Origin of the sequence: Noviherbaspirillum galbum (genome assembly GCF_010974945.1) — a bacterium.
Classification (GTDB): domain Bacteria; phylum Pseudomonadota; class Gammaproteobacteria; order Burkholderiales; family Burkholderiaceae_D; genus Noviherbaspirillum; species Noviherbaspirillum galbum.
In genome coordinates this window covers 88,213-99,916 of sequence record NZ_JAAIVB010000079.1, presented here as the reverse complement: position 1 = coordinate 99,916, position 11,704 = coordinate 88,213, and the positions used below count along the sequence as shown (strand labels likewise).

At 64.5% G+C, this 11,704-nt stretch carries 12 protein-coding genes and 1 tRNA gene; 8 read left to right on the top strand and 5 right to left on the bottom strand.

Annotation, left to right across the window (positions count from 1 at the left end; genetic code table 11):
- The first annotated feature begins 31 nt into the window (after window positions 1–31).
- From G3574_RS24930 to G3574_RS24895, 8 genes are all read left to right on the top strand, one after another.
- A tRNA-Gln gene (locus tag G3574_RS24930) sits at window positions 32–108 on the top strand.
- 110 nt (window positions 109–218) lie between these two features.
- Entirely contained in the window at window positions 219–1,169 is a 951-nt protein-coding gene (locus G3574_RS24925; protein WP_163968266.1) for a ribose-phosphate pyrophosphokinase, read from the top strand.
- A gap of 107 nt (window positions 1,170–1,276) precedes the next feature.
- Window positions 1,277–1,885: a 50S ribosomal protein L25/general stress protein Ctc gene (locus G3574_RS24920; RefSeq protein WP_163968265.1), complete on the top strand. Its 609-nt coding sequence runs from the start codon at window positions 1,277–1,279 to the stop codon at window positions 1,883–1,885.
- A gap of 195 nt (window positions 1,886–2,080) precedes the next feature.
- Window positions 2,081–2,656, top strand: a complete 576-nt coding sequence (gene pth / locus G3574_RS24915; protein WP_163968264.1) for an aminoacyl-tRNA hydrolase — start codon at window positions 2,081–2,083, stop codon at window positions 2,654–2,656.
- A 5-nt stretch (window positions 2,657–2,661) separates the two neighbouring features.
- Window positions 2,662–3,756 carry a patatin-like phospholipase family protein gene (locus G3574_RS24910; RefSeq protein WP_163968263.1) on the top strand — a complete coding sequence of 365 codons (1,095 nt, stop codon included), beginning with the start codon at window positions 2,662–2,664 and terminating at the stop codon, window positions 3,754–3,756.
- A gap of 167 nt (window positions 3,757–3,923) precedes the next feature.
- A complete protein-coding gene (gene ychF, locus G3574_RS24905) occupies window positions 3,924–5,015 on the top strand; it encodes a redox-regulated ATPase YchF (protein WP_163968262.1) in 1,092 nt (363 codons plus the stop codon).
- A gap of 9 nt (window positions 5,016–5,024) precedes the next feature.
- Window positions 5,025–5,876 carry an MOSC domain-containing protein gene (locus G3574_RS24900; RefSeq protein WP_163968261.1) on the top strand — a complete coding sequence of 284 codons (852 nt, stop codon included), beginning with the start codon at window positions 5,025–5,027 and terminating at the stop codon, window positions 5,874–5,876.
- Between the two features lie 102 nt (window positions 5,877–5,978).
- Window positions 5,979–7,070: a GGDEF domain-containing protein gene (locus tag G3574_RS24895; RefSeq protein ID WP_163968260.1), complete on the top strand. Its 1,092-nt coding sequence runs from the start codon at window positions 5,979–5,981 to the stop codon at window positions 7,068–7,070.
- Between the two features lie 9 nt (window positions 7,071–7,079).
- Here G3574_RS24895 and G3574_RS24890 read toward each other — a convergent pair whose 3' ends face one another.
- The 5 genes from G3574_RS24890 to G3574_RS24870 all read right to left on the bottom strand — a co-directional run bounded on the left by G3574_RS24890 (window position 7,080) and on the right by G3574_RS24870 (window position 11,353).
- Complete coding sequence (locus G3574_RS24890; RefSeq protein WP_163968259.1) at window positions 7,080–7,346, bottom strand: YfhL family 4Fe-4S dicluster ferredoxin; 267 nt, start codon at window positions 7,344–7,346, stop codon at window positions 7,080–7,082.
- A 37-nt stretch (window positions 7,347–7,383) separates the two neighbouring features.
- A complete protein-coding gene (gene coaD, locus G3574_RS24885) occupies window positions 7,384–7,869 on the bottom strand; it encodes a pantetheine-phosphate adenylyltransferase (protein ID WP_163968258.1) in 486 nt (161 codons plus the stop codon).
- A gap of 76 nt (window positions 7,870–7,945) precedes the next feature.
- Window positions 7,946–8,641 carry a 16S rRNA (guanine(966)-N(2))-methyltransferase RsmD gene (rsmD, locus tag G3574_RS24880; RefSeq protein WP_163968257.1) on the bottom strand — a complete coding sequence of 232 codons (696 nt, stop codon included), beginning with the start codon at window positions 8,639–8,641 and terminating at the stop codon, window positions 7,946–7,948.
- Entirely contained in the window at window positions 8,638–9,963 is a 1,326-nt protein-coding gene (locus G3574_RS24875; protein WP_328804851.1) for a M16 family metallopeptidase, read from the bottom strand. Before G3574_RS24875 ends, rsmD begins: the two co-directional genes overlap by 4 nt.
- A gap of 25 nt (window positions 9,964–9,988) precedes the next feature.
- On the bottom strand, window positions 9,989–11,353 hold the full coding sequence (locus G3574_RS24870; RefSeq protein WP_163968256.1) for a M16 family metallopeptidase: 1,365 nt from the start codon (window positions 11,351–11,353) through the stop codon (window positions 9,989–9,991).
- Window positions 11,354–11,704: the final 351 nt, after the last annotated feature.

Below are 11,704 nucleotides of genomic sequence, written 5' to 3'. Positions count from 1 at the left end.
AGCTTCCGTGACATCAGACAACAGGTTGCGTAGGGGAATCGCCAAGTTGGTTAAGGCACCGGATTTTGATTCCGGCATTCCAAGGTTCGAATCCTTGTTCCCCTGCCATTAAAACAGAAGAAGCACTGACAAGCCGCCAACGCAAGACGAAGAGTCATGTTTTGGCGGCTTTTCAAATTCTTCACTCCATTTTCTACTCTGCTCGATCTAGGTGTCCCATGGCGCTTGAAAACCTGATGGTCTTTACCGGCAACGCAAACCCGGAGCTGGCCGCTGGAGTCGTCAAGCAGCTCGGCATTCCCCTCGGCAAGGCCGTCGTCTCCAAGTTCTCCGACGGCGAAGTCATGGTTGAAATCAATGAAAACGTGCGCGGCAAGGATGTCTTCGTCCTGCAATCGACCTGCGCGCCGACCAACGACAACCTGATGGAAATCATGCTCATGGTCGATGCCCTCAAGCGCGCATCGGCCGGACGCATCACCGCCGCCATCCCCTATTTCGGCTATGCCCGCCAGGACCGCCGCCCGCGTTCCGCCCGCGTCGCAATCTCGGCGAAGGTCGTCGCCAACATGCTGCAGCAGGCCGGCGTCGAACGCGTCCTGATCATGGACCTGCACGCCGACCAGATCCAGGGCTTCTTCGACATTCCCGTGGACAACATTTATGCCTCGCCCATCCTGCTGAGCGACCTCGTCGAAAAGCGCTATGACGACCTGCTCGTGGTGTCGCCTGACGTCGGCGGCGTGGTGCGTGCCCGTGCGCTGGCAAAGCGTCTGAACTGCGACCTGGCGATCATCGACAAGCGCCGTCCCAAGGCCAACGTGTCCGAGGTGATGCACATCATCGGCGACGTGGAAGGCCGCAATTGCGTGATCATGGACGACATGGTCGATACCGCCGGCACGCTGACCAAGGCGGCCGAGGTGCTGAAGGAGCGCGGCGCGAAGAAGGTCGTCGCCTACTGTACGCACCCGGTGTTGTCGGGCCCGGCCATCGAGCGCATCGCCACGTCGCCGCTGGACGAACTGGTCGTCACCGACACCATCCCGCTGAGCACCGCGGCGCGCGCCTGCCCCAAGATCCGCCAGCTGACTTCCGCGGGACTGCTGGCCGAAACCTTCAAGCGCATCACCAAGGGCGATTCGGTCAGCTCGCTGTTTGCCGACTGAAGCATTCAAGCATTCGAATTCATTCACCCTCGCCCAGGCGAGGGTTTTCCATGTCCCCTGGTCGCGGGGGGCTTCACCAGGCCTAGTGCCATTTTTGGAGCAATACCATGAAAGTAGTTGCATTCCCACGCAATGAGCAGGGGTCCGGAGCGAGCCGCCGCCTGCGCAATGCAGGCCAAACCCCCGGCATCATCTACGGCGGCAGCACCGCGCCGGTCGCCATCGCTCTCGATCACAACGCGCTGTACCACGCGCTGAAGAAGGAAGCCTTCCACTCCTCCATCCTCGACATGGATGTCGAAGGCAAGGTGGAAAAGGTCCTGCTGCGCGACTTCCAGCTGCACGCGTTCAAGCAGCTCGTGATGCACGTCGATTTCCAGCGCGTCGATGCCAACCAGAAGATCCACGTCAAGGTGCCCCTGCACTTCGTGAACGCTGACGTATCCCCGGCCGTCAAGCTCGGCGGCGCGATCATCAGCCACGTGATGACCGAACTGGACATCAGCTGCCTGCCCGGCCAGCTGCCGGAATTCGTTGAAGTCGACCTGTCCAAGGTCGAGGCCGGCGCATCCGTCCACCTGTCCGACATCACCCTGCCCGCAGGCGTGACCGCCGTTCAGCACGGCCAGGAAGAAAATCCGACGATCGCCATCGCGACCGTTCCGGCCGGCCAGGTTTCCGCAGACGAAGCCGCTGCCGACGAAGAGAAGAAGTAATACGCCAGAAGCACTCGCGCTTCGGTCCGCAAAACCCGCCATCCGGCGGGTTTTTTTTTCCGGCGATGGAATGGCACAAGGCGCGACCGGAAAACAGGTCTTCGCCGCATTGGCAAGTCGTCCATGGACGGCCCCGGCCAACTTCCGGGATAATCCAGACTTTCCTGTATCCATGCCGCAACGCGCATCGCATTCATGTCCATCCGCCTGATCGTCGGGCTCGGCAACCCCGGCCCCGAATATGAACAGACCCGGCACAACGCCGGGTTCTGGCTCGTCGACAACCTCGCCGCAAGCCCGCTTGCGCGCGAAAGCCGGTTCAATGCGCTGGCGGCGAAGACGCGCATCGCCGGCCAGGAAGTCTGGCTGCTGGAACCGCAAACCTTCATGAACCGCTCCGGCCAGTCGGTCGGCGCGCTCGCCCGCTTCTACAAGATCGCGCCCGACGAAGTCCTCGTCGCGCATGACGAACTCGACCTGCCGCCGGGCGCCGCCCGCCTGAAGAAGGGCGGGTCCTCCGGCGGCCACAATGGCCTCAAGGACATTACCGCTGCGCTCGGCACGCAGGATTACTGGCGCCTGCGCATCGGCATCGGCCATCCGCGCACCCTCAACCTGCAGCAGCCGGTCGTCGATTTCGTGCTGCATCGTCCGCGCAAGGAAGAGCAGTCGCTGATCAATGACGCGCTCGACAAAAGCCTGGCGGTCATTCCAATGCTGTGCGAGGGCAAGTTCGAAGCGGCGATGATGCAGCTGCATAGCGCGAAGTGAGCGCAATGAAATCCATCACCATCCGCGCCGGACGCAAGGCGCTCGAGCATCTGCGCCAGCATGGCCTGCGCGCGCAGGACATCGCCGTGATCCCCGCCGCGGCCGGCGGGCCGAAGGGCCTGATCTTCCAGCATCTCGACCAGTGGGCGTTCGGCCAGTGGCTGCCGTCCGCACCGCGGGAACGGGTGCTCATCGGCGCCTCGGTCGGCGCCTGGCGCATGGCCGCGGCATGCCACGCCGATCCGGTCTCGGCATTCGCCCGCCTCTCCGAACTCTACTGCGCCCAGAGCTATCCACCGCGGCCCTCGCCGGACTATGTCACCAAGACCTGTGTCGATTTCCTGCAAGGCATGATGGGCGGTCATGAAGGAGAAATCGTCAGCCATCCCCATCACCGCCTGCATATCCTCGCAGCGCGCGGCATGGCGCTGCTGAGGAATCCGACGCGCAACATCACCGCCACCGCCGGCTTCGGCCTGGCCGTGGCCAGCAACCTGGTGGCGAGAAGGCAGCTCGCCAGCCACCTAGGCCGCGTGGTCATCGGCGATGCGCGCGAACCGGCGTTCTGGCTGAAGGCGAAGTTCGATGCCTTCGACACGCAGTTCGCGCCGCTCACCGACGCCAACCTGTTCCCCGCGCTGATGGCTTCAGGCACCCTGCCATTCATCATGGAGCCGGTCAGGAACATCCCCGGCGCGCCGGCCGGAACCTACTGGGATGGCGGCCTCATCGACTACCACCTGGCCCTGCCCTATTCCCGGGTCGCCGGGAATCCGCAAGGCGGGCTGGTGTTCTATCCGCATTTCAACACGCACATCGTGCCCGGCTGGTTCGACAAGACCCTGCCGTGGCGCCGCGCGCGGTCCGGCCGCTACCGCGAGTGGATGGAGAACGTCGTGCTGGTAGCGCCTTCGCGCGCCTTCCTCCAGACCCTCACCCGCGGCAAGCTGCCCGACCGTAACGACTTCTACTACTACGGACAGAACGACGCGCTGCGCATGCTGAACTGGAAGCTGGCGATCACCGAAGGCGAACGCATGCGCGACGACCTCGCCGCCTTCGTGGAACGGCCCGACATGTCGATCGTGAAACCGCTCTGACGGGTTGCCGGCCTTCATGGCGGCCGTCTCAAGTACAATATCGGTCTTTTGGCGAGCCGCCGCGGAGTCATGCATGCCCTGTCATGCCATGCTTCCCGGCCTTGCCCTACGTCTTCCGGCCGGCGCGGAACCTTCCCCCGTGAACCGGCCCACCTGGAAAGAATTCTATGAGTCTCAAATGCGGCATCGTCGGCCTGCCTAACGTCGGCAAATCCACACTGTTCAACGCGCTGACCAAGGCGGGCATCGCAGCGGAAAACTACCCTTTCTGCACCATCGAGCCGAACGTCGGCGTGGTGGAAGTTCCCGACCCGCGCCTGGGCATGCTGTCCGACATCGTGAAGCCGGAGCGCATCGTGCCGGCGGTGGTGGAATTCGTCGACATCGCCGGCCTGGTGGCGGGCGCCTCCAAGGGAGAAGGACTCGGCAACCAGTTCCTGGCCCACATCCGCGAGACCGACGCCATCGTCAACGTCGTGCGCTGCTTCGAAGACGCCAACGTCATCCACGTGGCCGGCAAGGTCGATCCGCTGGCCGACATCGAGGTCATCCAGACCGAACTGGCCCTGGCCGACATGGCCACCGTGGAAAAGGTCGCGCAGCGCGAAGGCAAGAAAGCCAAGGCCGGCGACAAGGAAGCCATCAAGCTCGTCAACCTGCTCGAACGCATCCTGCCCCAGCTCAACGACGCCAAGCCGGTGCGCGCCATGGGCCTCGACGCCGAGGAAATGGCCCTGATCAAGCCGCTGTGCCTGATCACCGCCAAGCCCGCGATGTACGTCGGCAACGTGGCCGAGGACGGCTTCGAGAACAACCCGCTGCTCGACAAGCTGTCCGACTACGCCAAGTCGCAGAACGCGCCGCTGGTCGCCATCTGCGCCGCGATCGAGGCCGACATCGCCGACATGGACGATGCCGACAAGACCGCTTTCCTGGCCGACATGGGCATGGAAGAGCCGGGCTTGAACCGCCTCATCCGCGCCGGCTTCAAGCTGCTTGGCCTGCAGACCTACTTCACCGCCGGCGTCAAGGAAGTGCGCGCCTGGACCGTCCCCGTCGGCGCCACCGCGCCCCAGGCCGCCGGCGTCATCCACACCGACTTCGAGCGCGGCTTCATCCGTGCCCAGACCATCGCCTTCGACGACTACATCGCCTGCAAGGGCGAACAGGGCGCCAAGGAAGCGGGCAAGATGCGCGCCGAAGGCAAGGAGTACGTCGTCAAGGATGGCGACGTGCTGAACTTCCTGTTCAACGTCTAAGCAACCCCCATGGCCGTCATCACCGAACTCAACCTGTACCCCATCAAGTCCTGCGCCGGCATCTCGCTGCGCGAGGCCGTCATCACGCCCGCCGGGCTCATGAGCCAGCAGATCTATGACCGCGAATGGATGGTGGTGGATGCGGATGGCGAGTTCATGACGCAGCGCGAGCATCCGCGGATGGCGCTGATCACGCCGCGCCTCAAGCTGGAGACGCTGGAGTTGCGGGCGCCTGGCATGCTGCGGCTTGAAATTCCGCTGGACCTGCCGCATCCCGACGACGCCCGGGTGGTGCGGGTGAAGGTCTGGAACGACACCGTCGATGCCTACGACTGCGACGAGGTGACGGCGACCTGGTTCAGCAATTTCCTCGGCGTGCCCTGCCGCCTGGTGCGCTTCCATGCCGAAGCCAAACGCATCGCCAATACCCGGTGGACCGGCGGCGTGGAAGCACCGACCTTCTTCTCGGACGGCTACCCGGTGCTCGTCATTTCCCAGGCGTCGCTCGACGACCTGAACGGCAAGCTGGCGGCGCAGGGACGGAACGCGCTGCCCATGAACCGTTTCCGTCCCAACCTGGTCATCGCCGGCGTCGAGGCCTTCGAAGAGGACTATGCCAGCGCCCTCACCGCGGGCGAGGCCGAGCTGAAGCCGGTCAAGCCCTGCCCGCGCTGCCCCATGCCCTCGGTCGACCAGGCCACCGGAGCGTTCGGCCCCGACCCGATGGACATCCTGCAAACCTATCGCGCCAACCCCAAGGTCGATGGCGGCATTACCTTCGGCATGAATGCCATCCTGGCCAAGGGCGAAGGGGAAGTCTTGCGGGTTGGTCAAGACATGGAAGTCACACTGGCCTTTTAATTTCCTTCCGGAACTTGACGCTTCGACGAAGCCACGGTAGCGTGGCCATCACCCCCTCGGGTTTCCTTCCATTTTTCCGTTCAAGGTACGGGAGTCGTTTGCATGCCGCAGGACCTGGCCAGTGAAAATCACCGCCTCCGACAGGAGCTGGCCCAGCTTCTGAAACTGGCCCAGGAAAACCAGCAGATTCTCAAGCGCTACCAGGCCTACGACCTGCAGTTCATCGGCGCCGCCGGCTTCCAGGACCTCATCGACATCATGTTCACGCGCTTCGCCAAGGATGCGGACTTGGACGTCGTGACCTTGTCCCTGCTCGACCCGGACTACGACGTGCGCCGCATCCTCGCGGAGCTGAACATCCGCTTCGGCGACCTTCCCAACCTGATCTTCCTGAACGAAGAGACCGAGCTCGGCGAACTGGCCGACCGGCTGTACGCGCCGGTGCTCGGCCCCTATGCGGAACCCATGCACGGCACGCTCTTTCCGGAACCAATGGCGGCGCCGGCATCGGTAGCCGCGATCCCGCTGATCCGCCGGCACCGGCTGATCGGCTGCCTGGCCCTCGGCAGCCGGAACCGGGCGCGATTCGATCCCGCCATGGGCACGGAATTCCTGGAGCACATGGGCTCCATCGTGGCGATCAGCCTCGAGAACGTCATCAACACCGAAAAGCTCAAGCACATCGGCCTCACCGATCCGCTCACCGGCATCAACAACCGGCGCTACGTGGAGCGCCGGCTGCTCGAGGAGATCGGGCGCGCGCGGCGGCATGGGCATGCCCTGTCCTGCCTGTACATCGACATCGATCATTTCAAGCGGATCAACGACCGCATCGGGCACCAGGCGGGAGACGAGGTGCTGCGCGGCGTGGCGGGACGGATCAAGGCGGAGCTGCGGCTGTCGGATGCGCTGGGCCGCTTCGGCGGCGAGGAATTCGTCGTGGTCCTGATCGACGCCGGCATGGACGATGCCGCCGTCGTCGCGGAACGCATCCGCCAGAGCATCGCCGAAACCCCGCTGACGCTGACCAGCGGCGCAGCGCTCGACGTAACGGTATCCATCGGCCTCGCGGCGCTGGACCTGGCCGGCAAGGAGGGAGTGGATACGGCGGCGCGCCGCTTCCTCGCGCGCGCCGACGAGGCGCTTTACCAGGCCAAGCAGGGCGGACGCAACCGCGTGGTCAGGAGCGCCTGAGGCTGGCCCCTACTTCGATTCGCCGGCCTTCTCTTCCTGCAGGCGTTCATACTTCGCCTGCAGTTCTTCCTTCGATTCACGCCAGGCCGGATTGAAGGGAATGCAGCTCACCGGGCACACCTGCTGGCATTGCGGCTCATGGAAATGGCCGACGCACTCGGTGCACTTGTTGGGGTCGATCTCGTAGATTTCCGGCCCCATGGAGATTGCATCGTTCGGGCACTCGGGCTCGCACACATCGCAATTAATGCAATCGTCTGTAATCATCAACGCCATCGTTACCTCTGCCTGCCGGCTATTCCTTCCTTCTGCGTTACTTGACGTCGCCGATCTTGTTTTTCAACCACTTCTCGACGGAAGGGAACACGAACTTCGAGACGTCGCCGCCGAGGGTCGCGATCTCGCGCACGATGGTGCCGGAGATGAACTGGTACTGGTCCGAGGGCGTGAGGAAGAGGGTCTCCACGTCGGGCAGGAGATAGCGGTTCATGCCGGCCATCTGGAACTCGTATTCGAAGTCGGAAACGGCGCGGAGTCCGCGCACGATCACGCGCGCATCGTTGGCCCGCACGAAGTCCTTGAGCAGGCCGGAAAAGCTTTCGACCTGGACGTTAGGATAGTGACCCAGCACTTCATTGGCGATCGACAGGCGTTCCTCGAGCGTGAAGAAGGGACGCTTGGCCTTGCTGTCGGCCACGCCCACCACCAGCTTGTCGAACAGGCCGGATGCGCGCCGCACGAGGTCCTCGTGGCCGCGCGTGAGCGGATCGAACGTTCCGGGATAGACTGCTGTAACCATTGCAACTCCTGACCAGGTTGGGCGACATCATGGAGCGGGTTGCCGCCATGTGCACCAGGATTGATTCCACACCGAATTATGCCTGATTTTGGGGAGTTTCCTTGCACCGCAGCAAGTGGAAACAAGACATGCCCGCCTTGTCGGCGCGTACCGCCTCCCAGCCCGCCATCCATTCCGGCGCCTCTCCGGCACCTTCATCGAGCGGCCTCTCGGCTTCAGCATATACCAAGCCGCCCTTTGTCAATAGCTGCCGGCACAACGGTAGTGTTTTTACCATCCAGTCATGATGGAAGGGCGGGTCGAGGAAGATGAGGTCGAAGCGCTCGCCTGCCGCCGCGAGCTGGCTGGCGACGGCCAGCGCGTCGCCGCGCCGCACCTTGACCTGCTCCGCCCCCAGCTTGAGGCGGGTGGCCTCGAGCTGCCGGGTCGCGCCGGCATGGGACTCGACCAGCGTCACGCCGGCCGCGCCGCGGCTCGCCGCCTCGAAACCGAGCGCGCCGGTGCCGGCGAACAGGTCGAGGCAGGTGATGGCCGGCCAGTCATTGCCGAGCAGGTGGTTGAGCCAGTTGAACACCGTCTCCCTCACCCGGTCCGGCGTCGGACGTAAGCCTTCCGCATCGAGCACCGCCAGCGGCGTGCGCTTCCATTGCCCGCCGATGATGCGCACCTGGTGGGGCGCGTGCTGTGCGTCCGCCTTCCCGGCGGGCCTGCCCTTCGCCTTGGCGATTCCCTTCTCCGGGTGCGCGGCCTTGCGCGTGCGGGCGAGGCTCATTTCGTGTTACCGACGATGACGGTCGACAACTTGTCCATCGCGACCTTGCGGCCGAAGGCGCGGCGGATGTCCTCGATGGTCACCTTCTCGACGCGCGCGGTCCAGGTATCGAGATAATCGAGCGGCAGGTTGTAGAAACCGATCGCGGCGATGTTGTCGAGGATCTTCTTGTTGTCGTCGATGCGCAGGGCGAAGCCGCCGACGAGGTTGTCCTTGGCGGCCTTCAGCTCTTGCCGCGTGGGCCCGTCGCGCAGGAAGGTCGCGATCGTTTCGCGCATCACCTTGAGCGCCTGGGCGGTCTGTTCGCGCTCGGTCTCGAAGCCGGCCTCGAACGGCCCCTGCTGCGCCAGCGGCACGAAGTAGCTGTAGGCGCCGTAGGATAGTCCGCGCTTTTCGCGCACCTCGGTCATCAGGCGCGACACGAATCCGCCGCCGCCGAGCGCATAGTTGCCGACGAGCAGCGGAAAGTAATCCGGCTCGCCGCGCACGATCGCCGGCATGCCCAGCATGACGTGCGTCTGCGATGCGGGATGCGCGATGCGCTCTTCGCGTCCCGGGCCGATGCTCACCTCGGGAAGGGCCGGGAGCGGCTGGCCCTGGGGCAGGCGCGCCGTCAGCTGGCGGGCGATGGCATCCGCGTCGCCGCGGGTCAGGTCGCCGATCATGGAAATGACCGCCCGGTTCGCGACGTAGTGCCGCTGGTGGAAGGCCGCCAGGTCGTCGCGGGTGATTGCTTCGACCGTCGCCACGGTCTCCTGCTGCCCGTAGGGATGCGCCCCGTAGAGCGTGCGCCAGAACGCCTTGCCGGCGATGGCATCCGGCTTGGTTTCATCCTCGCGGATGCCGGCCAGCGTGCGCGCCTTGTCCCGCTCGAAGAAGTCTTGCGGAAAGCTGGGCTGGGCAAGCAGGCGGGCGATGATCGCCACCGACTTGTCGCGTTCGGCCGCGCTCGACAGCGTCCGCAGCCCCACGCCGCCATAGTCCTGCGTCACGTCGCCGCCGCGCTGGGCGGCGGTATCGGCGAGCGTGTTGGAAATCTCGGCCTCGGTCATCGCCGGCTCGCTGAAAGGCGATGTGGACGCGTGCAGTCCGCGCGCGAGCATGGCGTTGGTCAGCGCGGCGGTGCCGGCCTTGCCCTGGGGATCGCGGCGGGAACCGGCGTCGAAATCGACCCGCAGGTCGACGATGGGAATGGCGTGGTTCTCGACGAACAGCACCTTCGCGCCGTTGTCCAGGGTCCAGGATTGGATCTTGAGTGTGGCCCGGGCGGGGGCCAGCGCCACCAGCGACAGGCCGAAGGCGATCAGCAAGCGTTTCATCATGATGGAATCGTCAGGAAATGGATTGTCAATGACGCAGGCCCGCGGGCGGGCCGGCCGGCTTTTCCGTCAGCGGCAAGGGCACCAGCGTGGCCACGGTCAGACTGTCGTCGCCGAAGTACTTCTGCGCCACGGCCTTCACCTGCTCCGCCGTGACGGCCTTGAGCTTCTCGAGGATGCGGTCGATGTCCCGGTGCGACAGCCCGCTCATCTCCATGATCCCGATCTCCATGGCTTGGCCGAAGGCGGAGTCGCGCTTGTAGATCTGCGCCGCGATCAGCTGCGCCTTGACGCGCTTGAGCTCCTCTTCCGACACGCCTTCGGTGGCGACGCGGCGAACCTCTTCCCGCAGGCGCTTCTCGAGTTCCTCCGCGCTCACGCCCTTTGCGGGCGTGCCGTCCAGGATGAACAGCGACGGACCGCGCGACACGTTCACGAAGCTCGCGCCGGCCGAGTTGGCGACCTTGTCGGTGCGCACCAGGTGCGCATTGAGACGGGCATTGTCGTAGCCGTCGAGCACGCCGGCGAGCACGTCCAGCGCATGCGATTCGTCGTCCTTCTCGACGTTGCGCAGGGTGGGCGCCTGGAAGGCGAGCGCGACGTAGGGATTCTCTGCCGGCGCCTTCACGGTGATCCGCCGCAAGCCGTGCTGCGCCGGCTCTTCCTGCGGACGGGTCGCCTGCAATGCCTTGCGCGGCAGCTTGCCGAAGTACTTGTCGGCGAGCTGGAACACCTTCTTCGGGTCGACGTCGCCGGCGACAATCATGGTGGCGTTGTTCGGCGCGTACCAGCGCTGGTACCAGGACTTCACGTCGTTCACCGTCATGCTCTTCAGGTCGCTCATCCAGCCGATGACCGGATGATGGTAGGGATTGGCCTTGAATGCCGCAGCGTTCAGCTCCTCGTACAGCAGGGGAATCGGCTGGTCATCGGTGCGCCAGCGGCGCTCCTCCATCACCACCTTGATCTCGCGGGAAAACTCGTCCTTGTCGAACACGAGGTTCGCCATGCGGTCGGCTTCCAACGCCATCACCTGTTCGAGGCGCGACTTCTCGATCTGCTGGAAGTAGGCGGTGTAATCCTTGTTGGTGAAGGCGTTTTCCCGTCCGCCCATGGCGGCAACGCGCTTGCTGAACTCGCCGGACTTCATGGTCTTGGTGGCCTTGAACATCATGTGCTCGAGGGCGTGCGCCACCCCGGTGGTGCCGTTCACTTCGTCCATCGAACCTGTCTTGTACCAGATCATGTGCGCGACGGTCGGCGCGCGATGGTCTTCGGTGACGATGATCTTCATGCCGTTCTTCAACGTGGTTTCCTGGGCCTGGACGGCATGGGCAGCCAGCGGCAGGCAGAAAAGCCATGCCGCCAGCAATCCGGCGATTCGGAATTGCATGGTCTGTGCTCTGATAAAATAGGAATGATTTGCCCGGCGGGCGCTTCGATACGTCGATACGCCAGTGTTGCCTCGCTGCCGCCACGCGCGCCGGGGGCGAAATTCAAGATCCCGATTGTAGCGTCTTTCGACGGGTGGGCTTTGCGCACGCCCCGTCCTTCCATTTCGTTCCGATGTTTAGTTTCTTCAAGAAAAAACCGAAAGATACGCCCGCGCCGGCACCCGCTCCGGAAACCGACGCATCCCAAGCGCCCGCATCGGCCGGCGCCGATCCGGCGGCCATCCCGGCGCCGGCCTCCCCGCCGCCGCCTGCTGCTTTTCCCACGCCCGCCCCCTCGGCGGCACCGACAC

Bases quoted from the DNA above. Each gene is read 5' to 3' on its own strand.
- G3574_RS24925 (WP_163968266.1), top strand. From the start codon at position 219: ATGGCGCTTGAAAACCTGATGGTCTTTACCGGCAACGCAAACCCGGAG.
- G3574_RS24920 (WP_163968265.1), top strand. From the start codon at position 1,277: ATGAAAGTAGTTGCATTCCCACGCAATGAGCAGGGGTCCGGAGCGAGC.
- pth (WP_163968264.1), top strand. From the start codon at position 2,081: ATGTCCATCCGCCTGATCGTCGGGCTCGGCAACCCCGGCCCCGAATAT.
- G3574_RS24910 (WP_163968263.1), top strand. From the start codon at position 2,662: ATGAAATCCATCACCATCCGCGCCGGACGCAAGGCGCTCGAGCATCTG.
- ychF (WP_163968262.1), top strand. From the start codon at position 3,924: ATGAGTCTCAAATGCGGCATCGTCGGCCTGCCTAACGTCGGCAAATCC.
- G3574_RS24900 (WP_163968261.1), top strand. From the start codon at position 5,025: ATGGCCGTCATCACCGAACTCAACCTGTACCCCATCAAGTCCTGCGCC.
- G3574_RS24895 (WP_163968260.1), top strand. From the start codon at position 5,979: ATGCCGCAGGACCTGGCCAGTGAAAATCACCGCCTCCGACAGGAGCTG.
- G3574_RS24890 (WP_163968259.1), bottom strand. From the start codon at position 7,346: ATGGCGTTGATGATTACAGACGATTGCATTAATTGCGATGTGTGCGAG.
- coaD (WP_163968258.1), bottom strand. From the start codon at position 7,869: ATGGTTACAGCAGTCTATCCCGGAACGTTCGATCCGCTCACGCGCGGC.
- rsmD (WP_163968257.1), bottom strand. From the start codon at position 8,641: ATGAGCCTCGCCCGCACGCGCAAGGCCGCGCACCCGGAGAAGGGAATC.
- G3574_RS24875 (WP_328804851.1), bottom strand. From the start codon at position 9,963: ATGATGAAACGCTTGCTGATCGCCTTCGGCCTGTCGCTGGTGGCGCTG.
- G3574_RS24870 (WP_163968256.1), bottom strand. From the start codon at position 11,353: ATGCAATTCCGAATCGCCGGATTGCTGGCGGCATGGCTTTTCTGCCTG.